This is a genomic window from Micromonospora sp. NPDC005087, from assembly GCF_042872965.1.
In the GTDB taxonomy this organism is placed as follows: Bacteria; Actinomycetota; Actinomycetes; order Mycobacteriales; family Micromonosporaceae; genus Micromonospora.
In genome coordinates, this window is record NZ_JBIALB010000003.1 from 279,753 (window position 1) to 305,488 (window position 25,736).

The following is a 25,736-nucleotide window of genomic DNA, read 5'->3' on the forward strand; positions in this document are numbered from 1 at the left end:
CCACGATCGTTGAGGTTGACGAACGGCTCGTGCAACTTGCACGAAAAGTACGAGGATTGGCTGTACGGCTGACGCACTGGCTGTGCGACCAGCGAAAACCTGAAGATGAACGAGGTTCGCCGCACCCGCGGACATCGCCCGGACCCGATGGCCGGGGCGTCAGGGGGAGGGATGGGCAGATGGACGAGCTACCCATAGGGCGGCGAGTGGCCTACTGGCGGGGGCGACGCAAGATGTCGCAGCAGGTCTTCGCGGACCGGTTGGGCAAGTCGAAGAGCTGGGTGGACAAGGTCGAGCGCGGCGTCCGTCGGTTGGACAAGTTCTCGGTCCTCTACGAGATCGCCGACATCCTCCAGGCGGACGTGCAGCTGCTGATGGGCAAGGACCCGGAGCGGCGGACCGACGCGTTGAACTGCATCGATCAGGTCGAGGTGCAGGAGATCAGGGCCGCGCTGGAGCGGTACGACTCGATGAGCGCGTACTTCGACGCGGCACCGTACCCACCCCCGCTGGACGACATGCGCAAGGCCGTCAACCACGCCTGGCTCACCTACCAGTACGGCCGCTACGGGATGCTCACCCGGGCGCTGCCGAAGCTGCTGCGGGACGCTCAGGCGGCCGACGCCGGCTACGGCGGCGAGCAGGCCCCGGAGGCGGCGCACCTGCTCGGGCAGGTCTACCAGATCGCCTCCTCCGTGCTGCGCAAGCTCGGCGAGTGCGAGCTGGCCTGGCTGGCCGCGGACCGCTCGATGGCGGTGGCCCAGCGGGCCGACGACCCGCTGCTGGCCGGCATCGCCACCACCCGGGTGTGCAACGCGCTGGTCGCGATGGGGCGTGCCCGTCCGGCGCTGGAGCTGAACGTCCAGATCGCCAACCGGCTCGCACCCGGTGGCGGCAACGAGGTGTCCCCGGCCCGGCTCTCCGTCTACGGCATGCTGCTGCTCCAGGGCGCGATGGCCGCCTCCCGGATCGGTGACTCGGCGACCGTCGACGACCTCATCAACGGCGCCGAGGAGGCGGCCACGCTGCTCGGCGGCGACCACAACCACTACTGGACCTCGTTCGGCCCGACCAACGTGGAGCTGCACCGGGCCGCGGCCGCGGTGGAGCTGGGCGACGGGGGGCGGGCGGTGGAGGTGCACCAGCTGCGCATCGTGGAGCCCTCCTTCAACGCGTTGCTGCCCGAGCGCCGGGCGCACCACCTGCTCGACATCGCCCGCGGTTTCGCCCAGGTCGGCGACGTGGCGAACGCTGGCGAGATGCTGCTGCGCGGCGACCGGCTCGCCCCGTCGGAGATCCGCTGCCGGCCGATCGCGCACGAGGTGATGTCGGACATCCTGCGTCGCACACGTGGTGCGCCGCCTTCTCCGGTAGCGGAGTTGGCTGAGCACATGGGAGTAGGGGTATGAGCGCGGAGCCGGTTTGATGGCCGGTTCACAGCGCACCAGCGGGCACCGCGAGGTGCTCTATGTCATCGCCTGCGGTTCGCCGCTGGCCCGGCACGTCGGCCGCCTGGTCGACCTGGCCCAGCAGGACGGCTGGGAGGTCTGCGTGGTCGCCACGCCGGACGGCGCCAAGTTCGTCGACAGGTCCGCCCTGATCCGGCAGACGGGTCACCCGGTGCGGACGCACTACAAGAACCCCGGCGACCCGGACGTGCTGCCGCCAGCCGACGCCATGATCGTCTGCCCGGCCACCGTGAACACGGTCAACAAGTGGGCCGCCGGGATCGCCGACACCCTCGCGCTCGGCCTGCTGGTCGAGGCGCAGGGCAAGGGCGTCCCCATCGTGGCGGTGCCGTACACCAACGCCGCGATGGCCGCCCACCCGGCGTTCCGGGCCGGCCTGGCCCGGCTGGCCGAATGGGGGGTCACGGTGCTCTTCGGCGATCACGTGGTCGCCCTGCACCCGCCGGGAACGGGCGAGCAGCACCTGCACGCGTTTCCCTGGCAGATGCCGCTGGCCGCACTGCTCGCCGGCTCCAGCCGCGCCGCCTGACCGCCGGGCGGGCACGTCCGGCTCGCCGCCGGATCGTCGGGCGGACGTGTCCGGCTCGCCGCTCGGCCGGCGCGGCCGGGCCGGGCATCGCCGCCCTGCGGCCCGCGCGACGGTAAGCTGGCCCGCCGTGAGCGTATGCGGATCCACCCCCACGGTGACCGACGTGGTGGCCGAGCTGGAACGGCGCTACCCGCCGGTCTGGGCGGAGGAGTGGGACCGGGTGGGTCTGGTGCTCGGCGAGCCGACGGCCCCGGTCCACCGGGTGCTCTGCGTGGTCGACGTGGTGCCCGAGACGGTCGCCGAGGCGCTGGCTGCCGGCGTCGACATGATCGTCGCGCACCACCCGCTGCTGCTGCGCGGGGTCTCCTCGGTCGCTCCGACGACGTTCAAGGGGCGGATCGTCCATCAGCTGATCCGGGCCGGGGTGGCGCTCTACGTGGCCCACACCAACGCCGACGTGGCCTCCCCGGGTGTCTCCGACGCCCTCGCTGCCCGGTTCGGGTTGACCGGGCTGCGCCCGCTGCACCGGCCCGCGCCCGGGTCGCCCGCGTACGGCGACGAGCGGGGTATCGGCCGGATCGGCGAGCTGCCCCGCCCGATGACCCTCGCCGAGCTGACCCGGCACGCCGCCGCGGTGCTCCCCGTCACGTCGTGGGGAGTTCGCGCCGCGGGGGATCCCGGGCGTATGGTTCGTACCCTCGCCGTCAGCGGCGGGTCGGGGGACAGCTTCCTCGGCGCCGCGACCGCCGCCGGGGTGGACGCGTACCTCACCGCCGACCTGCGGCACCACCCGGCCGGCGAGCACCTCGCCGCCGATGGTCCCGCCCTGATCGACGCCGCCCACTGGGCGACGGAACGACCGTGGCTGGACGACCTGGCCGCCCTCCTGCGGGAGGCGCCGGGCGTCGAGACGCTGGTGTCCGACCTGGACACCGACCCGTGGACCGTGCACGCCGCCGCACCCGTTGTGGACGACAAGGAGCCCGACCGTGAAGGCTGACCCCCAGGTGCAGCGCCGCCTGCTCGACCTCCAGGCGATCGACACCAACCTCGCCCAGCTCGCCCACCGCCGGCGTTCGCTGCCCGAGCGGGCGGAGCTGGAGGCGCTGGCCCGGGAGCTGTCGTCGCTGGAGGACGAGCGGGTCCGCGCCCAGGTGGCGGTCGACGACCTGGACCGGGACATCGCCCGGCTGGAGAAGGACGTCGACCAGGTCCGGGCCCGCAAGGAGAAGGACCAGAACCGGCTGGCTGCCGGCACCGGGCCGGCCCGGGAGCTGGAGGCGCTCCAGCACGAGCTGGTCTCGCTGAACCGGCGCCAGGGCGACCTGGAGGACGCCGAGCTGGAGTTGATGGAGCAGCGGGAGACCGCGCAGGGCGTGCTGGACGGCGTGGAGCAGCGGCTGGCCGAGACCCGGGAGAAGCGGGCCGCCACCGAGCAGCGCCGGGACGAGGCGCTGGCCGAGATCGCCAAGGACGAGGAGTTCAAGCGGGGGGCCCGTCAGCCACTGGCCGCCGACCTCCCGAGCGAGCTGGTCACCCTCTACGACAAGATCCGCCAGGACACCGGGCTGGGCGCCGCGCTGCTCACCGCGGGCCGCTGCGGCGGCTGCCGGTTGGAGCTCTCCGGCGCCGACCTGGCCCGGATCCGCAAGGCCGCCCCGGACGACGTGGTCCGCTGCGAGGACTGCCGGCGGATCATGGTCCGCACCAACGAGTCGGGCCTGTAGGTCGTGGCGCCGCGCGTGGTCGTCGTCGAGGCCGACGGCGGGTCCCGGGGCAACCCGGGCCCGGCCGGCTACGGCGCGCTGGTGCGCGACCCGGGGACCGGCGAGGTGCTCGCCGAGCGTTCCGAGTCGATCGGTACGGCGACCAACAACGTCGCCGAGTACCAGGGCCTGATCGCGGGGCTGACGGCCGCCGCCGAGCTGGGCGCCGCCGAGGTGGACGTCCGGATGGACTCCAAGCTGGTGGTCGAGCAGATGTGCGGCCGGTGGCAGATCAAGCACCCCGGCCTGCGACCGCTCGCCGCCCAGGCGGCCAGCCTGGTGGGCCGGTTCGCGGCGGTCCGGTTCGCCTGGATCCCCCGCGAGCAGAACCGGCACGCCGACGCGCTGGCAAACGCCGCGATGGACGCCGCCGCCGGGCGACCCGCGGCGACGCCGACCACCGCCGCGCTGGACGCCACCGTCGGGCGACCCGCGGCGACGACCACCGGCAGCGACCCGGCGACCGCGCCGGCCTCCTGGGAGCCGCGACCGAGCTTCACCGCCACCCGGCTGATCCTGGTCCGGCACGGCGAGACCGCGTACACCGAGCAGCGGCGCTACTCCGGCCGGGGCGACGTGCCGCTCTCCGAGCGCGGCCGGGCCCAGGTCCGGGCCACCGCCACCCGGGTGGCCGCGCTGGCCCCGTCCGTCGCGGCCGTGCTCAGCTCCCCGCTGTCCCGGTGTACGCAGACCGCGGCGGCGATCGCCGGGGCGCTCGGCGACGTCCCGGTACGCACCGAGGACGACCTGATCGAGTGCGACTTCGGGGACTGGGAGGGGCGCACCTTCACCGAGGTGCGCGCGCAATGGCCGGGGGAGATGGACGCCTGGCTCGCCTCACCCCGGATCGCCCCGCCAGGTGGTGAGTCGTTCACCCAGGTGGCCGAGCGCTGCCACCGGGTGGTCGCCGGGCTGATCAAGGCGTACCCCGGGGAGACCGTGGTGGTCGTCTCGCACGTCTCGCCGATCAAGCTGGTGCTGCGGGACGCGCTCGCGGCCAGCGACGGCTTCCTGCACCGGCTCTTCCTGGACGCGGCCGGCATCTCGGTGCTCGACATGTGGCCCGACGGCGGCGTCGCGGTGCGCACGGTCAACGACACCGCCCACCTCTCCGCCGGCTGATCCGGCCGGACCTGCTCGCCCGTCGGCCCGACCGGTCGCGCCGTTCGGCGCATGCCGTCGGCCGCTCGGCGCAGCACCCTTCGCGCAGCGCGCGTGACAGCGGTCACAGAGTCGTAGCCTCCGGCCGTTACATCGCGAGCCATTCTTCCCGGAGGTGTGTCACATGGCTGCACCGGAACCGGAGGCGCCCACCACGGCGCCGCCCAGGGCGAAGGACCACAGCCCCTGGAACTGGTTGCTTTTCATCCCCATCGTGGTGCCGCTGATCCCGGCTTTCTTCAACGGCGACTCTCCCCGAATCTTCGGGTTCCCGCGTTACTACTGGCTGCAACTCGCCTGGATCCTGCTCGGCGTGGCCACCACGACGCTGGTCTACCAGATGACGAAGAAGCGGGGTGAGCACTGATGTGGCGGGACCATCTCACCGAGATCATCGTCTTCTCCCTGCTCTTCCTACTGGTCAGCGGGATGGGCTTCGTGGCCGCCCGGTGGCGTGCCCCGAAGGACATGGCCCACCTCGACGAGTGGGGGCTGGGCGGGCGCAGCTTTGGCGGCTGGATCACCTGGTTCCTGGTCGGCGGTGACCTCTACACCGCGTACACCTTCGTGGCGGTGCCGGCGCTGATGTTCGGGGCCGGCGCGGCCGGGTTCTTCGCGGTGCCGTACACCATCGTGATCTACCCGTTGGTCTTCCTGGTGCTGGTCCGACTCTGGTCGGTGTCGCACCGGCACGGGTTCGTCACGCCGGCCGACTTCGTCCGCAACCGGTTCGACTCGCCGGTGCTGGCGCTGTTGATCGCGATCACCGGCATCGTGGCCACCATGCCGTACATCGCGTTGCAGTTGGTCGGCATCGAGGCGGTCCTCAAGACGATGGGGGTGACCGGCGACAACGCGCTGGCCCGGCACCTGCCGATCATCATCGCGTTCGCCATCCTGGCGGCCTACACCTACCAGTCGGGGCTGCGCGCGCCGGCGCTGATCGCGTTCGTCAAGGACACGCTGATCTACATCGTGATCCTGGTGGCGATCGTCTACCTGCCGTACAAGCTGGGCGGCTGGGGTGACATCTTCGCCGCCGCGGACGCGAAGTTCGACGCCTCACCGAACCCGAACGACGGGATCCTGCTCAACGGCAACAACCAGCTCCAGTACGTCACCCTGGCGTTCGGCTCGGCGCTGGCGCTCTTCCTCTACCCGCACAGCATCACCGGCGTGCTGGCCAGCAGGAACCGCGACGTGATCAAGCGGAACATGTCGGCGCTGCCCGCGTACAGCCTGCTGCTCGGGCTGATCGCGCTGCTCGGTTACATGGCGATCGCGGCCGGCGTGAAGCCGCTGCCGGGTGCGTCGGAAGGCAGCGTGGACAACAACACCATCGTGCCGCTGCTCTTCGACCAGCAGTTCCCGGACTGGTTCGCCGGTGTCGCGTACGCGGCGATCGGCATCGGCGCGCTGGTGCCGGCGGCGATCATGTCGATCGCGGCGGCGAACCTGTTCACCCGCAACGTCTACAAGGAGTACCTGAAGCGGGACGCCAGCCCGGCGCAGGAGGCGAACGTTTCGAAGATCACCTCGCTGGTGGTTAAGGTCGGCGCGGTGGCCTGCATCGTCTTCCTGGACCCGCAGTTCTCCATCGACCTCCAGCTGATCGGCGGCGTGATCATCCTCCAGACGCTGCCGGCGGTGGCGCTGGGTCTCTACACCCGCTGGTTCCACCGCACCGGGCTCATCGTCGGCTGGGCGGCCGGCATGGGGCTGGGCATGTGGATGCTCTACCAGGTGGCGAGCCCCACCCGGAAGCACTTCGGTGGCTCGGCGTTCCCGCTCTCGGAGTTCGGGTTCGACACCACCAAGACGATCTACGTGGGCATCGTGGCGGTGCTGGTGAACCTGGCGGTCGCGGCGCTGGTGACGCTGGCCGTGCGCGCCGCCAAGGTGGCCGAGGGGGTCGACGGCACCACGCCGGACGACTACTTCGCCGACGAGGGTGACCCCCGGGTCACCGCCGGCACGGAGCGCGACGTCGACTCCGCCCGGGAGCCGGTCGCCTGACGTCCCGTGAAAGGAAGGGCCCCTTGTTAACGCCTGGCGTTAACAAGGGGCCCTTCCTTTCACTGCGTGCGGCGCGGCTCAGCGGGGGCGGTTGCGCGCTTCCAGGGCCTCGTTGAGGCGGCGCAGCAGCACCGCGAGGGTCTCCCGGTCCTCGGCGGGCCAGTCGCCGAGCATGTCGCCGTAGAGCCGGGTCCGCGCGGCCCGGACCGCGGCCATCCGTTGCAGGCCGGTGGCGGTGGGGGAGATGACGGTGCCCCGGCCGTCGGACGGGTCCGGGGTACGGGTGATCAGGCCGTCGCGCTGTAGCGCGGACACCTGCCGGGTCACGGTCGAGCCGTCCAGGTTGAGTCGGGCGGCGAGCGCGGAGACGTTCTGCGGGCCGGCGGTGTCCAGATGACGCAGGATCACGTACGCCGCCCGGTCGAGCACCCGGTGCTCGGCGGTGCCGGTGGCCCGTCGGGTCGCCTCGCCGAAGCGCATCAGCAGGGCCACCTCGGTCTCGATCCGGCCCAGGGTGACCTCGTCGGTCTCGGCCTCGGCGTCCCGGTAGGGGTCATCGCTCATAGCTGTATGATACAGGATAAGTACCTGTACTATACAGCTAATTGGGGAGTTGGAGTGGATCGGCGTTCCGAACCGAACCGCAGTGCCATCTACGCCACCACACTGGTGGCCTTCCTCGCGATCGCCGGCATCGCCGTCGTCGACCCGATCCTGCCGGCCATCGGCGACGCGATCGGGGTCACCGCCTGGCAGGTCGAGCTGCTGTTCACCGCGTACATCGCGGTGATGGCCCTCGGCATGATCCCGGCGACCCTGGCCAGCGGCCGGTTCGGCTTCAAGCCGGTGCTGATCGCCGGAGTCTCCGTGGTCGGCCTGGCCGCGATCCTCGCCTCGTTCAGCGACAACATCGTGCAGCTGTCCGTGCTGCGCGGCGTCTGGGGACTGGGCAACGCGATGTTCTTCGCCACCGCCATGGTGGTGCTGGTCAACCTCGCCGTCGACCGGGAATGGGTGGTCGGCCTCTTCGAGACCGCCCTCGGCCTCGGCTTCGCCGTCGGCCCGCTGATCGGCGGCCTCCTCGGCGAGGTGAGCTGGCGACTGCCGTTCTTCGTCTGCGGCGTGTTCATGGTCCTCGCCCTCGGCGTGGCCGCCCGCAAGCTGCGCGAGCCGACCAACCGGCAGGCCCCGGTGCGCGTCGGTCAGATCTTCGCCACCTACCGCCGTCCCGCGTTCATCGCGCTCTGCGTGGTGACCGGCACGTACAACTTCGTGTTCTTCGTGGTGCTCGGCTACACACCGCTCTTCCTGGGCCTGGACATCATCCCGCTGGGGCTGGCGTTCACCGGCTGGGGACTCGGCCTGGCCACCGGCATCCTGCTGATCGGCCACCGCCTGGCCCACCGGATCGGCGCGGTGCAGACCGTCGGCGTGGCCATCGCCGGGCTGCTGGTCTGCATGGTCCTCTTCGCCACCTCCACCAGCACCACCGAGGCACTCGTCGTGCTGGTGCTCGCCGGGCTCTGCATGGGGCTGGCCAACGCCAACCTCACCGACCTGGCGCTCGGCCTCGGCTCCAGCGACCGCCGGGTGGCCACCGGCGCCTTCAACCTCGTCCGCTGGGGCGCCGCCGCGCCCGCGCCGATCATCTCCGGCAAGCTCGCCGAGCACTCGCTGTCGCTGCCGTTCTGGGTCGGCTTCGGGGTGCTCACCGTCGGCGTGCTGGTCTACCTGGCCTTCGCGCACGTGATGGCCGCCGGCTACGGCGAGCGGGTGCTCTGGTCCCGGTGGAACCGCGCCGCAGCCGACACCGAGCACGCCCCGGAGGAGCCGGTCGGCGAGGCGTACTGACCGCGCATCCCCGCCGCCGCCGGTGTCAGCTCAGGGCGCGCCAGAGCAGGTAGAGCCCGATCACCGTGCCGAACACCACGATGATCGTCTTGAGCAGCACCGGCGGCAGCCGGCGGACCAGCCGGGCGCCGACGTACCCGCCGATCAGCGTGGCCGGCGCGACCACCGCGACGGCGGCCCAGTTCACCGGCCCGAACAGGGCGAACACCACCAGCGTGGTGAACCCCACCACCGCGGAGAGCAGATTCTTGATCGCGCTCACCCGGGCCAGCGTCGCGTCCAGCACCAGCGCCAGCCCGGCGACCAGCATCACGCCGAGCGCCGCACCGAAGTACCCGCCGTACACCGCACCGAGCCCGACCATCGTCTGCACCGCGATCGTCCGCTGGCGCGGCGACATGTCCCGCGGGTGACCGACCAGCCGGCGCAGCGGGTCCTGGAAGGCAAGCACGGCGGTCGCGCCGAGCACGAGGAACGGCACGACCACCTCGAACGCGCGGGCCGGGGTTGCCAGCAACAGCAGCGCCCCGAGGATGGTGCCGACGATCGTGGTGGGCACCAGCGTGGCCAGCGCCCGCCCGCGCGGAAGGTCCGCGCGACTGCCCGCCACGCTGGCCAGGTACCCGGGAAACACGGCGACGGAGTTGCTGACGTTCGCCGGCACCGGGGGCAGCCCGACCGCGATCATCGCTGGAAAGGTGATCAGCGAACCGCCACCGGCCACCGCGTTGACCGTGCCCGCGGCGAGACCGGCGGCGAGCAGCAGCGCGGCGTGGGAGAGATCCATAGCCCCACGAGGCTAGACCCCGCCCGCTCGGGCGGGAACGCCGGACTCCCGCCCGATGAACGCCGCCACCGCCCCTGAGCTGCGCGATCTTGATCAGGCGGGGCGGCAATACCGGTGGGCCGCCCGTCGTTAGGATGAGAGCGCGACGGACGAGTCGACCGGGCGGCCGCGTCGGCGGGCTTCGGCCCGCCGCCGAGGAACGTCCGGACTCCACAGGGCAGGGTGGTTGTTAACGGCAACCCGGGGTGACCCGCGGGACAGTGCCACAGAAAACAGACCGCCGGCCCCATCGGGGCCGGTAAGGGTGAAACGGTGGGGTAAGAGCCCACCAGCACCCCGGGTGACCGGGGTGGCTCGGTAAACCCCACCCGGAGCAAGGCCAAGCAAGGGCCGTCACCGCAAGGTGACGACCCGGCGCAGACGCTTGAGGGCTGCCCGCCCGATGTCTGCGGGTAGGCCGCTGGAGCCTGCCGGCGACGGCAGGCCGAGATGGATGGCCGCCGCCGGCGCAGACCCCTTTGGGGTACGCGCCGCGCACAGAATCCGGCGTACAGGTCGACTCGTCCGTCGCCCACCAGGCCGCAGCCCCCGGGCCACTCGATCGAGGCTCCCACCATCCGCGCTGTCACGACAGGCGCGGTTGCTGCCGAGCCCCGTGGTGCGCCGGGTGGGTGTGCGGCTTCGCTGACAGCGGCGAGCAGCAACTGGATGCGGCGAGACGCTCGTCAGATCATTTACGTGGCAGTGCTTCGGGCGTTCGCTGACTTGACGCTGAGAACCGTGTCGAGGTAGTCGGCGATTGCGTCTCTGTTACGGGTCAGGCACTCGATGCGTTCGGATAGCCGAGCTTGTTCGCGTTCCAGTGTGGCGATCATTTCGGGTGTCACGTTGGGGACGTAGATGGTCTGCGGCTTGTCCAGGCACGGCAGGAGCTGCTGAATGATTCGGGTCGGCAGTCCGGCATCGAGCAGTCCCTTGATCTGCTGCACGATGTACACGTGTGACTCTTGGTACTCACGGTAACCGTTGAGGGCGCGGCTGGGTGTGAGCAGCTGCTGCTCCTCGTAGTAGCGCAGTAGTCGACGGGATGTGCCCGTACGCTCCGCGAGTTCTCCGATCTGCATGTGCTCAAGCCTACACTTGACACTCACATCAGTGTGAGGGTTCAACCTTGGGTGGGTGGACCGAGAACAGTTTCTGCGGCGGCCACGACAATCACGACTACAGCGGAGGGCTTAGAATGAAACTCGGACTTCGGCTGCCCCAGAGATTGGGAGTCGACCTACAACACGACCTGGTCGAAGCAGCCAGAACGGCCGAAGCGAGCGGATACGCCAGTTTGTGGACGTATGAGCGGTTGCTGTTCCCCGAGACACCGGCCGAGCCATACTCCGCTCTGCCTGATGTGCCGTGGCCGTCAACCCAACGCCAGGCGGCCGACCCCCTGGCAGTTCTCACGGCAGCGGCGGTGGCGACCGAAAAGGTGCGCCTCGGTACCGCTGTGCTGATCGCTCCACTCCACACTCCCATCCAGCTGGCGAAGGCGCTGGCCACGATCGATCAGATCAGCGGCGGCCGCATGGTCGCTGGCCTCGGCGCCGGCTGGTCCACCGACGAGTTCCGGGCCACTGGCGCCACCGGAGCGGATCGCGGCCGCTTCCTCGACGAGACGCTGGACGTCTTCGATGCCGCGTGGGGGCCGGACCCGGTGACCGTCCGAGGTCCTCGCGTGGTCATCGACAACGCCTCGGTCCTGCCCAAGCCCGTTTCGAAGATCCCCGTGATGCTGGGCGGTGGTGGCAGCAACATAGGCCGCAGCACCCGTTCCAAGGCCGTGGAACGCATTGCCAGACGCGCGGACGGCTGGCTGCCGTTCCTCAGCAAACCTGGACCAGCGGGAGCCGCGGAACTGCGCGCAAGCTGGGCTCGTATCCGGGAAATGGCTTCCGGGTATGGCCGGGACGCGAGCCGGATGGAGATGGTCGTGGTGGGAAACGTGACCTTCACTGACCGTCCGGCAGGACCTGACCGATCCCCGTTCGTCGGCACTCTCGACCAGATCATGGACGATGTCGAAACGGCCGCAGAGGCTGGCGCAGACGAGCTCATCGTGGATCTGAATCTGCAGGACTGGTTCACCAGCACTCGGCAGATGCTTGAGACGGCGGTGGAGATCCGCGAACGGGCCACGGTCTCGTGACCGATGGCACCCCGGGTGCGGGCGCAACCCGCCTCGAACTGTCTGCGCCGAATGCGCCCGACGTGACCATATGCGTTCAGAGGCGAGTGCTTGTATGGCCGCGACCACGACGTCTTCCGTTCTAGGGCCTGTGTCGAAGTCGGTCACAGCCACTCGTTGATGGCGGCGATGTGGACGGTGGCTTCGTAGCGGACGGCGAGTTTGTCGAAGCGGGTCGCTACGGCTCGGTTGCCCTTGAGCCGGTTGATGCCGCACTCCACGGCATGACGTTGCTTGTACCGCTCGGGATCGAAGATCGGTGGGCGGCCGCCCTTGGACCCCAGCTTGAGCCGGTTTGCGTCTTGGTCGGTCTTTGTGGGGATCGTCGCGGCGATGCCGCGTCGGCGCAGGTAGCGGCGGTTGGCCCTCGACGTGTACGCCTTGTCGGCCAAGACCCGATCCGGGCGGGTCCGAGGCCGACCCGAGCCCAGGCGGGGCACCCGGATCCCGTCGAGCACCGCCATGAACTGCGGGCTGTCCCCGCGCTGCCCAGCGGTCAACACGATCGACAACGGCTTCTGACCCTGCTCGCAGGCCAGGTGCAGCTTCGTGGTCAGCCCACCCCGCGACCGACCGAGCGCGTGATCGGTCGGCTCCACCGTGACCCCACCCGGCGGCTCGGCCTGCAGATCCCCCTTTTACGCGCCCCGGCGGCGTGCTGATGAGCCCTGGCAACCGTCGAGTCCACCGACACGTCCCAGACAATGCGTCCCACCACATCAGCCAGCGCCTGCAACACGGTCAGGATCTTCGCCCAGGTCCCATCACGCTGCCAACGCCGAAACAGCCCATACGCCGCAGCCCAGGATCCGTAGCACTGCGGGACATCCCGCCACGGGGCACCGACCCGTGTCCGCCACCGAATCCCATCAATGAGCTGCCGTTTCGTCCATGTCGGCGGCCGACCTGGCCTACGCCCCGCAGGCAGCAACGGCTCCAGCGCCACCCACTCTGCGTCGGTCAGGTCGTGCCGCCTCGCCACCGCTAGGGTGTCCACGAGGTCTCCGGTGTTCGGGTTCTGCTTGGTCGCTGAACCAGATACCGGAGATCTCGCTATATCTCGAACACCGACACGCGAAGATCCGCACCCAATAGCTCAAGCCCTGGCAGCGACTTCGACACAGGCCCTAGGCTCCGACATATGGCGTCCGCGTGCCTCCGTCGAACTGGCACACACTTCCGGTCAGCGCCTTTGTCGAACATGCCCTCCAACAAGCTCAAGCGGAGAGGAAGGCACGCATGGCTGTCAAGACCAAGACTCGTCCGGGCACCACGGAGATCCGGCCGTTCACGGTGGAAATTCCCCAGGCGGACCTCGACGACCTGAAAAGGCGGATCGCGGCCACCCGATGGCCGGAAAAGGAAACCGTCGACGACCAGTCGCAGGGCGTGCCACTCGCGATGATTCAGGCCGTGGCCCGCTATTGGGAGAACGAGTACGACTGGCGCAAGGTCGAGGCGCGGCTGAACGCCGTACCGCAGTTCATGACCACCATCGACGGGGTGGACATCCACTTCATCCACGTCCGCTCCAAGCACGAGGACGCGCTGCCGCTCATCGTGACGCACGGGTGGCCGGGTTCGGTGATCGAGCAGATGAAAATCATCGAACCGCTCACCGACCCCACGGCGCACGGCGGGAGCGCGTCGGACGCCTTCCACCTGGTGATCCCGTCACTGCCCGGCCACGGCTTCTCGGGCAAGCCGACCGCGTCGGGCTGGAACCCGCAGAAGATCGCGACCGCCTGGACCGAGCTGATGAAGCGGCTCGGCTACGACCGGTTCGTCGCGCAGGGCGGCGACTGGGGCGCGGTCGTCGTGGACCAGATGGGCATCCAGGCGCCTCCGGAACTGCTCGGCATCCACACCAACATGCCCGGTGCGGTCCCGCCCGAGATCGACCTGCTGTTCCAGGGCGACACCACCGGCGCGAACAACGCCATGGGTTCGCTGCCATCCGGTCTGTCCGACGACGAAATGCGTGCTGCCGAGGAAGTCAACTTCGTCTGGAAGCACGTGGCCTATGCCCTCATGATGGCGACACGTCCGCAGACGCTGACCGGGCTGACGGATTCTCCGGTCGGCCTGGCGGCCTTCCTGCTCGACCATGACGCGAAAAGCCTGGATTTGATCTCGCGGGTCTTCGACGGGGCCAAAGAGGGGCTCACCCGCGACGACATCCTGGACAACATCTCGCTCTACTGGCTGACGAACACCGCGATCTCCGCGTCCCGTCTGTACACGGAGAACAAGCTGTCATTCTTCGCCGCCAAGGGCGTGAACGTCCCGGTCGCCGTGAGCGTCTTTCCCGACGAGCTCTACGAGGCGCCGCAGAGCTGGGCCGAGCAGGCGTACCCCAACCTCATCTACTACAACAAGCTCGACAAGGGCGGGCACTTCGCGGCCTGGGAACAGCCGAAGATCTTCTCCGAAGAGCTGCGTACCGCCTTCCGGTCGCTTCGCTAGATGGCCGTGTTCGGGCGTCCACACCTGCCCCCGCTCGACGGGGCGGTCGAGTGGCTCAACTCCGAGCCACTCGGCCCCGCCGACCTGCGTGGGCGCGTCGTCCTCGTGAACTTCTGGACGTTGACGTGCATCAACTGGCTGCGCCAGGAGCCGTACGTGCGCGCGTGGGCGCAGGCGTACCGCGACGACGGGCTGGTCGTTCTCGGGGTGCACACGCCGGAGTTCTCGTTCGAGCACGACGTCGACCAGGTGCGACAGGCGATCACCGCGCGCGGGATCGGCTACCCGGTCGCGGTCGACAACGACTACGCGATCTGGAGGGCCTTCGGGAACCTGTACTGGCCGGCGCTCTACTTCGTCGACGCGGACGGGGTCATCCGCGACGAGCACTTCGGCGAGGGGCGCTACGAGCAGTCCGAGCGGGTGCTCCAGGACCTGCTCGGCGTCGAGCGTGCGCCGGTGCCCGTCGACGGCCTCGGCCCGGAGGCAGCGGCCGACTGGGACGAACTGCGGACGCCCGAGACGTACCTCGGTTTCAGCCGCGGCGAACACTTCGCGTCGCCGAACGGCGCCGCGCTCGACGAACGCCGCGCCTACCAGTTGCCGGAGAGCCTGGCCCTGAACCAGTGGGCCCTGGCGGGCGAGTGGACGATCGGGTCGGAGAACGTCGTGGCGGACCGGGCCGGCGGCAGCATCGCCTTCCGGTTCCACGCTCGCGACGCGCATCTCGTGCTGGCTCCCGGGGCGGGACAGTCGATCCCGTTCCGCGTGCTGCTCGATGGCGCGGCTCCCGGCCCGTCGCACGGCGTCGACATCGACGAGGACGGCAACGGCGTACTCCAGGACGGCCGCCTCTACCAGCTCGTACGCCAACACGACGCGGTCCGTGAGTCGACCCTGGAGATCACGTTCGGCGAGCCAGGCGCGGAGGCGTACGCCTTCACCTTCGGATAGGCGCGGTCACTTTCGCCAACACGGCCGGGATAGTGTCGACTGCTGTGACAGCGCCCGAGATCACCATCGCCACCTCAGCGGACCGCGACGCGGTGGTCGGTTCGCTGGTCGCCGCGTTCGTCAAGGATCCCGTGCTGCGGTACCTGTTCCCGGACGAGGACACCTACCCGCGGTACGCCGCCGCCTTCTTTGGGCATCTCTTCGACAAGCGGGTGCACAGGTCGTCGATCTGGACGATCGGCGGGGGTGCCTCGGTCGCCATCTGGGAGCCGCCGGCTGAACTGTCGGCCGAGCTGTCGGCCGCCGGGCACGAATCGCCGGACAGCGGCTTCGCCGCTCATTTCCCCGCTGACGTGCTGGCCCGCGTTCAGGGCTATGACAAGGCCGTGCATGCCGCCCTGCCGGCGTTCCCGTTCTGGTATCTCGGCGTCCTGGGCACGCACCCTGACAGCGCTGGACGCGGTTGGGGGCGCGCCGTCATGAGGGCCGGGCTGGATCGCGCCGCCGCCGACGGTCTGCCGGCCATCCTGGAGACCAGCAACCCGGCCAACGTCGAGCTGTATCGCCGCGCCGGCTGGGAGGTGGTGGACTCCCTCTCGGAGCCCGTCCCCACCTGGATCATGCGGCAGCCGACTCGCTGACCCCGACTACCGCTTCGGCTGTTCCTGACTGGCGAAGATGCGCGCGTAGATCTCGTCGATGACGGGGTTCTTCGCCAGGCTGTAGTCGCGAGGCCGGTGCGCGGTGTCCCGCGCGAGGCGCCGCTTGGTAGCGGCGTACAGCTCCCGGTCCTGCGGATGCGAGCGCAGCCAGTCGCGAAAGAGCCGATGCCGGACGGGTTCGGGTGCGGCCCGCGGCCAGACGTGCAGGTTGACGTCCTCGGCGGGGCTGAGGAGCATCCGGTGCCCGTGCCACCAGGGCTCCCGGAGGGCGAGTCGGTATCCGAGCCGTTCCAGGGCGGGGAGATAGGTGGACTCCTCCGCTGTGTCCTCGATCGTGAGGTCGATGTCGATGACGGGCTTGGCTGCCAGTCCCGGCACCGCGGTGGACCCGATGTGTTCCACCCCGATGATCAGGTCCTCCAACGCCGTGGAGAGCGACGCGTGGACGGCGGCGAACCGCTGCGCCCAGGTCGGGTCGTACTCCTCGATGACGACGGACCCCCAGGTGCGTGGCGGCTCGCCCACCAGGCCGGCGTCCACCTGCTCGGGGGTGCCGTGGAAGCGCTGAACGACGTCCTGCGGATACTCGGCCACGTCAACCTCCTTGAGAAGCAAAGTCCGCCAGGCTACGACATCGGCGGTGCACGCCGAGGCGGCGACCGGGGGCAGACCCGACCGTTGCGGGCACCGGATGTCGGGTGCGGCATCTGCCCCGCGACCTAGCGTCAGTGCTCGAAAGGGAAGGAGGCCCGGGTGCTGGAGCGGCTCAACGAGGCCCTGGCGTACATCGAGCGGCACCTCGACCAGCGAATCGAGGTGGCCGACCTGGCGCGGATCGCACTCACGTCGGAGTACCACTTCCGGCGGCTGTTCTCCGCGCTGGCCGGGATGCCGCTGTCGGAGTACATCCGTCGTCGTCGGCTCACCGTCGCCGGCGCGGACGTCCTGGCGGGGGAGCGGACCTTGCTCGACGTCGCCGTGCACTACGGCTACGGCTCGGCCGAGGCGTTCGCCCGGGCGTTCCACGCCGTGCACGGCGTGGGTCCCGGAGAGGCTCGGCGTACGGGGGCAGCGCTGCGTGCCCAGCCCCGGATGTCCTTCCGTCTCACCGTCGAAGGGAGCGGCAGCATGGAGTACCGAATCGTCGGCAAGGACGCGTTCACACTGGTGGGGCGGAAGGCCCGAGTCCCGCTGGTGCACGAGGGGATGAACCCGGCGATCGTCGCGTTCATCCGGGGCATCGACAAGGAGACGACCGGGCGGATCGAGGCGCTCTCCGATCAGGAGCCGAGCGGGATCGTCAACGTCAGTGACAACCTCGCCGGCAGTCGGGCGGAGGGCACCGAGCTGGACTACTGGCACGGGGTGGTCACCGGAGCCGCACCGCCGGACGACCTGGACGCGCTGCCGGTTTCGGCCGGGACGTGGGCGGTGTTCACCACCTCCGGGGCGTTTCCGCAGGCGGTGCAGTACCTGTGGCGGGACGTGTTCACGCAGTGGTTTCCGTCCAACCCGTACCGCAGCCGACCTGGACCGGAGATCTCCCGGGTCCGGGTGTCCGCGGACGGCACCGAGGCGGACGCCGAGTTGTGGATTCCCGTCGAACGGGTACCCACCCCTATGTAGAGACCCGATACAGTGGTCGGATGCGGATCACCATTCCGGTCGCCAAGGTGCTCGCGGCGCTGCTCGCCGAGCCCGACGCGCAGCGCTACGGGCTGGACCTGATGCGATTGACCGGCCTGCCCAGCGGCACCCTCTACCCGGTGCTGCACCGGCTGAGAGGGGCCGGCTGGCTGGCCGCCGACTGGGAGGCGATCGACCCCGTCGCGGCCGGCCGGCCGGCCCGCCGCTACTACCGCCTGACGGCCGAAGGGGTGGCGCAGGCCCGGCGGGCGCTCGCCGACCTGCGCGCCGCGATCCCCGACGGCCGTCCCTCGTGGGGCGGCACCGAGCCCACCGGGGCGCCAGCGTGGTGACCCGCCGGTCCGCCGAATTGCTGCTGGAGATGGCCGCGCGCCGCTGGCCGGCCGACGTCCGCGACGACCTGCGCCGCGAGTGGGCCGCCGAGTTGCACGTCCTCGCCGAGAGCGGTCGCTGGACGAAGATGGTCGGTTTCGCGGTGAGCCTCGCCGTCAGCCGCGCCGGTGCCCCGCTCGTCGATCGCAGCCTGATGCGCGGTCGGGCCCGCCGTACGGTGGCCGCGTTGCTGCTGTCCCCGATCGCCTGCGTCGGGATCGTGGTCGGCGGCGCCTTCGCCGTGTACCCGATCGAGGTCGGGCTGACGGGAGTGGGCTGGTCGGAGCGGTCGCAGAAACCGATCTGGACGGCGCTCACCGTCGGGTTGGCGGTGCTGCTGGCGGCGTACGCCGCCCGATGGGCCCGGCACACCGCACTCGACGGCCCGCTGCGCATCGCGCTCGGCGTGGTGCTCCCCATCGGTGCGGTCGCGGTCCCGCTCCTGTACGTCATCTACCCGGACGACCTGGCCCGCGCCGTACCCGGTCTGTTGTTCTGGCTGGTCGGCCTGACGCTGGCTCTCTGGGCCGCCGCGAGCCTCGCCACCCGGAACCGGCTCCGCGGAGCCTGGTGGCTGGGCGTCCTCGGCGCGCTCGCAGCGGCCGACCTTGCGGTGATCCGCGTCGTTGTCGACATCATGCCGGCGGGCAGCGGTGCTGGCCCGCTCAGCGGTGCGCTGTCACCGGACAGCGTCGACTGGCTCTCCGCGCCGCTGTGGCTCTTCGCCGCCTGGACGGACTGGAACGTCGGCCCACCCGGGCCCATCTCAGTGGAGATCTTCCAGCTGATCACCTACCAGGTGCAGGTGGAACCCATGCTCTACCTGGCGTGCACGCCCTACGCGCTCGCGTACGCCATCCGGGCGGCCCGGTCGGCGCCCGCCGCCGTCGCGCCGACACCGACCCCGTCGTCGGTCTGATCCGTGCAGCTCAGTCGGGCACGTCGTCCCACGTCGTGCCCGGCTCCAGGTACCCGGCCGACTGGTTCTCGCGCAGCGCGTAGGCGATGACCAGCAGGGCGTGCTTGTCCAACTCGGGCAGCCGGTCCAACGGAAACCACCGCACGGCCAGCGACTCATCGTCGTTGACCCGGGCGGTGCCGGCCACCAGTCGGCAGAGGAAGCCCAGGTTGAGGTATTCGCAGCGGTCCCCGTTGGGGTACGTGTGCGGGTGCGAGACGGCGCTGGACAGCCGTACCGGCACCACGTCCAGGCCGGTCTCCTCCCGCACCTCGCGGACCAGCGCGGTGGCCGGCTGCTCGCCCGGCTCGACGAACCCGCTGATCACCGACCAGCGTCCGTCGTCGGCGCGCTGGCCGAGCAGCAGCTCACCGGCGTCGTTGCGGACCACCGCGCTGACGCTGGGCAGCCACAGCAGGTCGTGGCCGACGTGCTTGCGCAGCCCCACGATGTAGTCCGGTGTTCCCATCCGGCGATCATAGGCACGACCCCACCGGGCAGCGCCGTCCCGTCGCGCCAGGTCAGCGTCAGGCCGACCAGCTGACGGTACGGCGGAAGCGCTCGTACTCCCTGGCGAGTTCGGCGTCGATCCGTTCCATGCGGGCCTCGGTGAGGACCACCGCGGGGTCCTGCCACGGGCGGTCGGTGAGCATGCGGCGGCGCAGTCCGATCGGTGGGTGGGCGGCGAACAGCGACGCCTCGTCGCGGACCGACAGTTGGCGCAGCAGCGGCAGCCGATCGGCGCTCGCGGCGCGGGCCTCAGCCAACGCCGAACGCCACCGGTCCGGGCCGTGTCCCGCCTGGGTCTCCCGACGCACCGCCAGCGCCATCGACTCGCCGCCGAGCAGGGCGTCGAGCAGCTCGGTCGCGGCAGTCGAGCCGGCCACCCGGGCGGCGAGTTCGTCGGCGAGGTACTCGGCGCGTTGGCTGTCCCGAAGCGCCATGCTCACCAACAGCAGGTGGGCGACGAACAGCACCCGGGACACCACCCACTGGAACGCCCGGCCCAGCGCGTCACCCACCATCTCCACCAGCCCGGCGCCGACGCTCGTTCGTACCGGCCGGAAGAGGTCGGCGGCGGAGCGGAGCATGGTGAACGCGGGCTGCGTGAGCAGCCCCCGGCGCGGGTCACCGTTGACGAAGTGGCCGAGCTCGTGACCGAGCAACGCCACCCGCTCGCTGGCGGTGAGTGAACCCCACAACGGCAGTCCGAGGCAGAGCACCTTCCGGCGCCGCACGCCGACCGCTCCCGCGTACGCGTTGATGTCGCTGTCGACGCCGACCACGTCCGGCGCCGGTGCCCCGATCGCGGTGGCCACCTCGCCGATCAGCGCGAACAACTCCGGCGCCCGGTCGCGGGAGAGCACCTCCAGTTCCGGGTCGAGCCGGTCGAACCGGGGCCGCAGGGCGACCGCCAGACCGGCCATCGCTACACCCGGCAGGATCGCCAGGTTCGGAAACGGGAACGCCACGATCAGCCATGCGCCGGTGACCGCCAGCGCGAGTACCGCCGCGACGAGCGCCAGCGACGCCACTGCGGTCAGCGTCCGGGCGCTGTTGGACCCGTTGGCGCCCAGCGGTCGCCCGGCCAGCTGGGTGAACTGCCGGCTGGTCGTCCGGAACGCCATCCGGTAGGTCCACCGGTCGACCCAGGTCCAGCCAAACTCGCGTTCGCGCCGCACCGGGTCGTACGTGTCCAGATTCCACTCGCAGCGTGGGCACCATGGCACCGCGTCGCGTACGGACTCCGTCTTGGCCCCACACCCCGGGCACGCCCCCGTGCCGGTCACCGTGTTGATCACGGGACGATCCTGCCCCAGGCCCGTCGTACGCCGGAACCGGCCGTTCAGCCGACGGCCGGCGGCGGGCGCGAAGTATCCCGGCCTGGCCTTCTTTTGGTGTTCCGGCCCGACAGACGCAATGCATATCTACTGTGGAGAGGGTCGGCTACTTGTGCGATCCGGTGGCGGCCGGTCGGTTCGCGGTGCACAGTGATTCCCATGAGCGACAGCGGACGTGGTGGGCAGTTCTACTGGTGCACCCGGCACCACCGGGTCGAGACGGGCGCCGACGTGTGCCCGGCGAAGCATGTCCTCGGCCCGTACGACTCGGCGGCCGACGCGGAGAACGCCCTGCAACGGGTGCAGGAGCGGAACGAGGCGTGGGACGCCGAGGACGCCCGGTGGGCCGGGGAGGACAGGTAGACGGCGCGGGACGGCCCGCGCCGAGGTATTTCGTGCTCCGCGAGGACGCACGCGAGAGCACGTCCCCAAGGAGGGAACCACGATGGCCGAAGCACAGCAGGCCACCACCCGCCCGGCCGCCCGGCGTACCACCGCGAAGAAGACCGCCGCGGCAGAGCGGAACACGGCAGCGAGCCGAACCACCCCCGTGCGCAAGTCCACCACGGCTGCGGCGAAGGCGCCGGCCCGCAAGGCGGCCGGCGGGGCGGGACGTGCCCCGGCCAAGAAGACCACCACGGCGGCCAAGGCCCCGGCGAAGAAGGCCGCCACCAAGACCACCACCGCGGCCAAGAAGGCGCCGGCGAAGGCCTCGACCGCCACCCGCAAGACGACCACCGCCGCCAAGAAGGCCCCGGCGTCGGCGGCGAAGAAGACCACGGCCAGCACGGCGCGGAAGACCGCCGGTACGGCGAAGAAGACGACCAGCGCCGCGAAGAAGACGACCGGCGCCGCGAAGAAGACCACCGGCGCCGCGAAGAAGACGACCGGCGCCGCGAAGAAGACCACCACGGCGGCGGCCAGGAAGACCACCGCCGCGGCGAAGGCGCCGGCGCGCAAGGTCGCGACCAAGGCGTCCACCACGAAGAAGACGGCCGCCAAGAAGGCCCCGGCGAAGAAGACGGCGGCGAAGAAGGCCGCGTCCACCGGCCCGAGCGGTGGTGCCCGCCAGGCCCCTGCGAAGAAGGCGCCGGCCGCGAAGTCGACCGCCACCTCGTCGACCACCACCCGCAAGGCGGCGGCGAAGAAGGCCCCGGCGAAGAAGACCGTGGCGGCCAAGGCTCCGGCCCGCAAGGTGACCGCCCGCAAGTCACCGGCACGTCCGGTCGCCGCCCGGACCACCGCCCCGCGTGGCACCCGGACCGCCGCCCGGAAGGCGACCGGCTGACCGTAGGCCGCCCCAACCGGGCGCTTCCCGACACGCCGGTCCGAGATCTCGGCCGGTCACCGGAAGCGGATCACCGGCGGCGCTGTCAGGATTGACCCGTGGTCATCCGACGCGTACTCGCGCCCCGCATCGACTTCGGCGCGCTGCGCCGCGAGCTCGGCCTGCCCGAGGGCTTTCCGACCGCCGCCCAGAAGGAGGCCGACGAGGCGGCCGCCGCACCGCCGCGGCCGCCCGTCGACCGCACCGACGTGCCGTTCGTGACGGTCGACCCCGCGACGTCGCGGGACCTGGACCAGGCGATGCACCTCGCCCGCCGGCCGGGCGGCGGCTACCGGGTGCGGTACGCGATCGCCGACGTCGCCGCGCACGTCCGCCCGGGCGGCGCGCTGGAGGCGGAGACCTGGCGGCGGGGGCAGACCGTCTACCTGCCCGACGGGCACGTGCCGCTGCACCCGCTGACGCTCAGCGAGGGCGCCGCCAGCCTGCTGCCCGACGACGACCGGGCCGCCGTCGTCTGGACCATCGACCTGGACGCCGACGGCGGCACGGTGGCTGTCGAGCTGGAACGCGCCCTGGTCCGCAGCCGCGCCAAGCTCGACTACGCCGGGGTGCAGGCCGCGGCCGATGCCGGTCGGCTGCCCGAGCCGATCGCGCTGCTGCCCGAGATCGGCGACCGGTTGACCGCCCGGGGCCTGCGTCGTGGCGCCATCAACCTGCCGCTGCCCGAGCAGGACGTGGAGCCCGACGGCGACGGCTGGCGGCTGGTGCTGCGCGGCCCGGTGCCCATGGAGGAGCACAACGCGCAGATCTCGCTGCTGACCGGGATGGCCGCCGCCGACATCATGCTGGCCGGCCGGATCGGCCTGCTGCGCACCATGCCAGCGCCGAAGCCGGAGGCGGTGCAGCGGTTGCGGGCCGCCGCCACGCCGCTGGGCGTCCACTGGCCGGACGACACCAGCCCGGGCGAGGTGATCGCCGGGCTGGACGCCGCCCAGCCACGAGCCGCCGCGTTCATCGACCAGGCGGCCGAGCTGATGCGCGGCGCGGCGTACACCGCGTTCGACGGGACGCTGCCCGAGCAGCCGGAGCACGGCGGTGTGGCCGCCGCGTACGCCCACGTCACGGCGCCGTTGCGGCGCCTGGCCGACCGGTACGCCACCGAGGTCTGCCTGGCCCTGCACGCGGGCCGGCCGGTGCCCGACTGGGCGCGCGCCGCGATGCCCCGACTGCCCGAGGTGATGGCCACGACCGACCGGACCGCCTCGGCGGCCAGCCGGGGTGCCGTCGAGCTGGCCGAGGCGGTGCTGCTGGCGCACCGGGTGGGTGAGACCTTCGACGCGGCGGTGCTCGACGTGGACGCCCCACCGAACGGCCGCTCCCGCCCCCGACCGCCCGGCGGAACGGTGGCCCTGGACGCGCCGCCGGTACGCGCCCGCTGCCTCGGTGAGTTGCCGCTCGGCGAACGGGTCCGGGTCCGGCTGGTCACCGCCGACCCGGAGGCCCGCTCGGTCCTGTTCGAGCTGGCCTGACCCGGCCGCGGCGGGCGGCAGCGGGGATTGTCACAGCGCCTGGCGCTGCTGCCGGACCGGGCGGTTTGCGAGGATGAGCCCATGGCATACGACGCGAGCACGCTGCCCGACGTGTCCGGACTGACGGTCGGCATCATCGGTGGCACCGGCGACCAGGGGCGGGGCCTCGCCTACCGGTTCGCCCAAGCCGGGCAGACGGTGCTGATCGGCTCCCGGTCCGCGGAGCGGGCCGCCGAATCCGCCGCCGAGATCGCCGCCCTGCCCCGGATGCCGGCCGACGCCAGCATCACGGGTGCCGCCAACGACGAGGTGGCCCGCCGCAGCGACGTGGTCATCATCGCCGTGCCGTGGGACGGGCACGCCGCGACCGTCGCCGCTCTCGCCGAGCCGCTCGCCGGCACGATCGTCGTCGACTGCGTCAACCCGCTCGGCTTCGACAAGCAGGGCCCGTACGCGCTGACCGTCCCCGAGGGCAGCGCCGTGCAGCAGGCCGCCGCGTTGCTGCCCGACTCCCGGGTCTGCGCGGCGTTCAACCACGTCAGCGCTCCGCTGCTGGCTGACCCCGAGGTCGACCGCATCGACCTTGACGTGCTGATCTGCACCGAGGACCGCGAGCTGGTCGACGTGGTCGGCGCGCTCGCCGCCCGGATCCCCGGGATGCGCGGCATCTACGCCGGCCGGCTGCGCAACGCCCACCAGATCGAGGCGTTCACCGCCAACCTGATCGCCATCAACAAGCGGTACAAGGCGCACGCCGGCATCCGCGTCACCGACCTCTGAGCGGCAACCACCGCCGAGCCCGTTTGCCGGGGCCGCGTACCGGCGAGTCTGTCCGACGGGGTTACCGGTCGGCGGCCCTGATTCGGCCGATGGCCCGTTTGGCTCGTCGGCCTGCGCGTGTCTTGTCGATGGTCAGCGGCGTCTTCACGTGCGCCGGTGGTATTGGTTGCGGCGGGGGAGGCGGTCGGGATCGAGCCAGGCTGGTGGGACGAACTCGGGTGGCCGTCGCCGCTCTGTCGGACGGTCCAGTCGTTGTGGTGGATGTGTCGGTGGTGGTGTGCGCAGAGCAGCACGGCGTTCGTCAGGCTTGTGTCGCCGCCGTCGGCCCAGTGTCGGATGTGGTGGGCGTCGCACCAGCGGGGTGGGCGGTCGCAGCCGGGGAAGGCGCAGCCGCGGTCTCGTAGGACCAGGGCGCGTCGGAGGGGCCCGGTGATGAGGCGGCGTTGTCGGCCCACGTCGAGCGGTTGAGCGGCGCCGCCGAGGACGGCGGGCAGGATGCTTGCGTCGCAGGCGAGTCGGCGGACCGTCTCTGGGGTGAGTTGGAGGCCGGTGTCCAGGGTGCCGGCGTTGAGGTGTCGGGCCAGGGCGTCGAAGCTGGTGGTGATGACGATCTGGGCGGGCTCGCTGCCGTGCTCGGGGAGCTCACCGGTGCGCAGGGTGAGCCGGCAGAGGTCGGCGAGCGCGTCGTGTCGGCGTTGCCCGGGGGTGCGCGGGTCGTGCGGGCCCGACGGCGCGGTCAGCGGGTCGATCGCGGCGCGCAGCAGGCCGGCGGTCTCGGCGTCCAGGCTGCCGGTCAGCCGCAGGCGGCCATCGTGCAGCTCGGACAGGGTGACGTGACGGTCTCGGGCGGCTCGGTGGGTCTCGGCTTCCACCGCGGCCCGGGCGGCGGCTTCGGCGGCCTCGGGAGCGACGTGGTCGAGGATTCGTGCGCTCAGCCTGCGGAGCAGCACGGGATCGAACTGCCCTGCCCATTCGACGAGCACGCCGACGGCCTTGTCGGCGGCCGCGACGCCGGCGGTGGCGTGCACGGTGTTGACGGTGTCGCCGATGACCCGCGCCTGCTCCAGGCTGATGGCCCCGTCGGCCAGCGCGCGGCGCACTCCGGGGGCGCCGGCGTCCAGGGTGCTGGCGAGGTCGACCAGCCGCCGGGCGGTGGGGACGGTGAGCCGTAGTCGATCTCGCAGCCAGAGCGCCGTCGAGGACGCGCCCTGGGCGCGGGCGGTGCCTCGGCCGTCCAGCTCGCGCACGAGGGTCAGTTTGACGGCCGCCAGGCGCTGCTCGAGCCGGTGTGTGGCGTCGAGCGCCGCGACGAGGTCGTGCTCCGCGACGGCCCAGGTGGCCACGTCGAGGCACGCCGCCACCGCGTCCTCCGCCTGCGCCAACTCCTCGACCACGACCAGAGACTAGAACAGGTGTACGAC

General features: G+C 71.2%; 26 protein-coding genes, 1 other RNA gene and 1 pseudogene. 20 read left to right on the forward strand and 8 right to left on the reverse strand.

What is annotated here, in order from left to right:
- Positions 1-179: 179 nt before the first annotated feature.
- The 7 genes from ACFYPS_RS09510 to mctP all read left to right on the forward strand — a co-directional run bounded on the left by ACFYPS_RS09510 (position 180) and on the right by mctP (position 6,941).
- Positions 180-1,409 carry a helix-turn-helix domain-containing protein gene (locus ACFYPS_RS09510; RefSeq protein WP_354965415.1) on the forward strand — a complete coding sequence of 410 codons (1,230 nt, stop codon included), beginning with the start codon at positions 180-182 and terminating at the stop codon, positions 1,407-1,409.
- Between the two features lie 16 nt (positions 1,410-1,425).
- Positions 1,426-1,998, forward strand: a complete 573-nt coding sequence (locus tag ACFYPS_RS09515; RefSeq protein ID WP_354965414.1) for a flavoprotein — start codon at positions 1,426-1,428, stop codon at positions 1,996-1,998.
- Positions 1,999-2,161: 163 nt separating this feature from the next.
- A complete protein-coding gene (locus ACFYPS_RS09520; RefSeq protein WP_354965646.1) occupies positions 2,162-2,998 on the forward strand; it encodes a Nif3-like dinuclear metal center hexameric protein in 837 nt (278 codons plus the stop codon).
- Positions 2,988-3,725: a C4-type zinc ribbon domain-containing protein gene (locus ACFYPS_RS09525; protein ID WP_354965413.1), complete on the forward strand. Its 738-nt coding sequence runs from the start codon at positions 2,988-2,990 to the stop codon at positions 3,723-3,725. Before ACFYPS_RS09520 ends, ACFYPS_RS09525 begins: the two co-directional genes overlap by 11 nt.
- Positions 3,726-3,728: 3 nt before the next feature.
- The gene (locus tag ACFYPS_RS09530) at positions 3,729-4,886 is read left to right on the forward strand and encodes a bifunctional RNase H/acid phosphatase (protein ID WP_354965412.1); all 1,158 of its coding nucleotides are present in this window, start codon (positions 3,729-3,731) and stop codon (positions 4,884-4,886) included.
- Positions 4,887-5,049: 163 nt separating this feature from the next.
- A complete protein-coding gene (locus ACFYPS_RS09535) occupies positions 5,050-5,292 on the forward strand; it encodes a DUF3311 domain-containing protein (RefSeq protein WP_354965411.1) in 243 nt (80 codons plus the stop codon).
- On the forward strand, positions 5,292-6,941 hold the full coding sequence (mctP, locus tag ACFYPS_RS09540; RefSeq protein WP_354965410.1) for a monocarboxylate uptake permease MctP: 1,650 nt from the start codon (positions 5,292-5,294) through the stop codon (positions 6,939-6,941). Before ACFYPS_RS09535 ends, mctP begins: the two co-directional genes overlap by 1 nt.
- Positions 6,942-7,019: 78 nt before the next feature.
- Here the strand turns inward: mctP and ACFYPS_RS09545 are convergent, their stop codons facing one another.
- Complete coding sequence (locus tag ACFYPS_RS09545) at positions 7,020-7,505, reverse strand: MarR family transcriptional regulator (RefSeq protein ID WP_354965409.1); 486 nt, start codon at positions 7,503-7,505, stop codon at positions 7,020-7,022.
- A 54-nt stretch (positions 7,506-7,559) separates the two neighbouring features.
- Between ACFYPS_RS09545 and ACFYPS_RS09550 the strand changes: the two genes are divergently transcribed.
- Positions 7,560-8,792, forward strand: coding sequence for an MFS transporter (locus tag ACFYPS_RS09550; protein WP_354965408.1), 1,233 nt, complete (start codon positions 7,560-7,562; stop codon positions 8,790-8,792).
- A 25-nt stretch (positions 8,793-8,817) separates the two neighbouring features.
- Here ACFYPS_RS09550 and ACFYPS_RS09555 read toward each other — a convergent pair whose 3' ends face one another.
- Positions 8,818-9,579: a sulfite exporter TauE/SafE family protein gene (locus tag ACFYPS_RS09555; RefSeq protein WP_354965407.1), complete on the reverse strand. Its 762-nt coding sequence runs from the start codon at positions 9,577-9,579 to the stop codon at positions 8,818-8,820.
- A 150-nt stretch (positions 9,580-9,729) separates the two neighbouring features.
- On the opposite strand from ACFYPS_RS09555, the gene rnpB reads away from it, so the two are divergent.
- Positions 9,730-10,146: RNase P RNA component class A (gene rnpB, locus ACFYPS_RS09560), an RNA gene on the forward strand.
- Positions 10,147-10,313: 167 nt separating this feature from the next.
- Here the strand turns inward: rnpB and ACFYPS_RS09565 are convergent.
- Positions 10,314-10,703 (reverse strand): MerR family transcriptional regulator, encoded by a 390-nt coding sequence (locus tag ACFYPS_RS09565; RefSeq protein WP_354965406.1) that lies wholly within the window; start codon positions 10,701-10,703, stop codon positions 10,314-10,316.
- A gap of 116 nt (positions 10,704-10,819) precedes the next feature.
- Here ACFYPS_RS09565 and ACFYPS_RS09570 point away from each other — a divergent pair, with 116 nt between their 5' ends.
- Entirely contained in the window at positions 10,820-11,779 is a 960-nt protein-coding gene (locus ACFYPS_RS09570; protein WP_354965405.1) for a TIGR03619 family F420-dependent LLM class oxidoreductase, read from the forward strand.
- Between the two features lie 143 nt (positions 11,780-11,922).
- Here ACFYPS_RS09570 and ACFYPS_RS09575 read toward each other — a convergent pair.
- Positions 11,923-12,800, reverse strand: a protein-coding gene (locus ACFYPS_RS09575; protein ID WP_387323985.1) for an IS5 family transposase whose coding sequence is annotated in 2 segments (ribosomal slippage) — positions 11,923-12,404 and positions 12,404-12,800 — 879 coding nt in all. Because the reading frame shifts where the segments join, the coding sequence is not laid out codon by codon here.
- A gap of 257 nt (positions 12,801-13,057) precedes the next feature.
- Between ACFYPS_RS09575 and ACFYPS_RS09580 the strand changes: the two genes are divergently transcribed.
- The 3 genes from ACFYPS_RS09580 to ACFYPS_RS09590 are packed head-to-tail and all read left to right on the forward strand — an operon-like array spanning position 13,058 to position 15,879.
- Entirely contained in the window at positions 13,058-14,284 is a 1,227-nt protein-coding gene (locus ACFYPS_RS09580) for an epoxide hydrolase (protein ID WP_354968540.1), read from the forward strand.
- Positions 14,285-15,238 (forward strand): redoxin domain-containing protein, encoded by a 954-nt coding sequence (locus tag ACFYPS_RS09585; protein WP_354968513.1) that lies wholly within the window; start codon positions 14,285-14,287, stop codon positions 15,236-15,238.
- Between the two features lie 44 nt (positions 15,239-15,282).
- On the forward strand, positions 15,283-15,879 hold the full coding sequence (locus ACFYPS_RS09590; protein ID WP_354968514.1) for a GNAT family N-acetyltransferase: 597 nt from the start codon (positions 15,283-15,285) through the stop codon (positions 15,877-15,879).
- A 6-nt stretch (positions 15,880-15,885) separates the two neighbouring features.
- On the opposite strand, the gene ACFYPS_RS09595 is transcribed toward ACFYPS_RS09590, so the two are convergent.
- The gene (locus ACFYPS_RS09595) at positions 15,886-16,494 is read right to left on the reverse strand and encodes a GrpB family protein (RefSeq protein ID WP_354968515.1); all 609 of its coding nucleotides are present in this window, start codon (positions 16,492-16,494) and stop codon (positions 15,886-15,888) included.
- 159 nt (positions 16,495-16,653) lie between these two features.
- Here ACFYPS_RS09595 and ACFYPS_RS09600 point away from each other — a divergent pair, with 159 nt between their 5' ends.
- The 3 genes from ACFYPS_RS09600 to ACFYPS_RS09610 are packed head-to-tail and all read left to right on the forward strand — an operon-like array spanning position 16,654 to position 18,838.
- Positions 16,654-17,526, forward strand: coding sequence for an AraC family transcriptional regulator (locus tag ACFYPS_RS09600; RefSeq protein WP_354968516.1), 873 nt, complete (start codon positions 16,654-16,656; stop codon positions 17,524-17,526).
- A 20-nt stretch (positions 17,527-17,546) separates the two neighbouring features.
- Positions 17,547-17,879 carry a PadR family transcriptional regulator gene (locus ACFYPS_RS09605; RefSeq protein WP_354968517.1) on the forward strand — a complete coding sequence of 111 codons (333 nt, stop codon included), beginning with the start codon at positions 17,547-17,549 and terminating at the stop codon, positions 17,877-17,879.
- The gene (locus ACFYPS_RS09610; RefSeq protein ID WP_387323797.1) at positions 17,876-18,838 is read left to right on the forward strand and encodes a hypothetical protein; all 963 of its coding nucleotides are present in this window, start codon (positions 17,876-17,878) and stop codon (positions 18,836-18,838) included. The genes ACFYPS_RS09605 and ACFYPS_RS09610 overlap by 4 nt, the downstream gene beginning before the upstream one ends.
- Before the next feature lie 10 nt (positions 18,839-18,848).
- Here the strand turns inward: ACFYPS_RS09610 and ACFYPS_RS09615 are convergent, their stop codons facing one another.
- Together ACFYPS_RS09615 and ACFYPS_RS09620 are read right to left on the reverse strand one after the other, a co-directional pair.
- Positions 18,849-19,346 carry an NUDIX domain-containing protein gene (locus ACFYPS_RS09615; protein WP_354968519.1) on the reverse strand — a complete coding sequence of 166 codons (498 nt, stop codon included), beginning with the start codon at positions 19,344-19,346 and terminating at the stop codon, positions 18,849-18,851.
- A 58-nt stretch (positions 19,347-19,404) separates the two neighbouring features.
- Positions 19,405-20,679, reverse strand: coding sequence for a M48 family metalloprotease (locus tag ACFYPS_RS09620; protein ID WP_354968520.1), 1,275 nt, complete (start codon positions 20,677-20,679; stop codon positions 19,405-19,407).
- A gap of 198 nt (positions 20,680-20,877) precedes the next feature.
- Between ACFYPS_RS09620 and ACFYPS_RS09625 the strand changes: the two genes are divergently transcribed.
- The 4 genes from ACFYPS_RS09625 to npdG all read left to right on the forward strand — a co-directional run bounded on the left by ACFYPS_RS09625 (position 20,878) and on the right by npdG (position 24,315).
- Positions 20,878-21,081, forward strand: a complete 204-nt coding sequence (locus tag ACFYPS_RS09625; RefSeq protein WP_354968521.1) for a hypothetical protein — start codon at positions 20,878-20,880, stop codon at positions 21,079-21,081.
- Positions 21,082-21,163: 82 nt separating this feature from the next.
- Complete coding sequence (locus tag ACFYPS_RS09630; RefSeq protein ID WP_354968522.1) at positions 21,164-22,006, forward strand: histone; 843 nt, start codon at positions 21,164-21,166, stop codon at positions 22,004-22,006.
- Positions 22,007-22,104: 98 nt separating this feature from the next.
- Positions 22,105-23,535 carry an RNB domain-containing ribonuclease gene (locus ACFYPS_RS09635; protein ID WP_354968523.1) on the forward strand — a complete coding sequence of 477 codons (1,431 nt, stop codon included), beginning with the start codon at positions 22,105-22,107 and terminating at the stop codon, positions 23,533-23,535.
- A gap of 81 nt (positions 23,536-23,616) precedes the next feature.
- The gene (gene npdG / locus ACFYPS_RS09640; RefSeq protein ID WP_354968524.1) at positions 23,617-24,315 is read left to right on the forward strand and encodes an NADPH-dependent F420 reductase; all 699 of its coding nucleotides are present in this window, start codon (positions 23,617-23,619) and stop codon (positions 24,313-24,315) included.
- A gap of 144 nt (positions 24,316-24,459) precedes the next feature.
- Here the strand turns inward: npdG and ACFYPS_RS09645 are convergent.
- Positions 24,460-25,709 (reverse strand): annotated as a pseudogene (locus ACFYPS_RS09645) (DUF222 domain-containing protein).
- Positions 25,710-25,736: the final 27 nt, after the last annotated feature.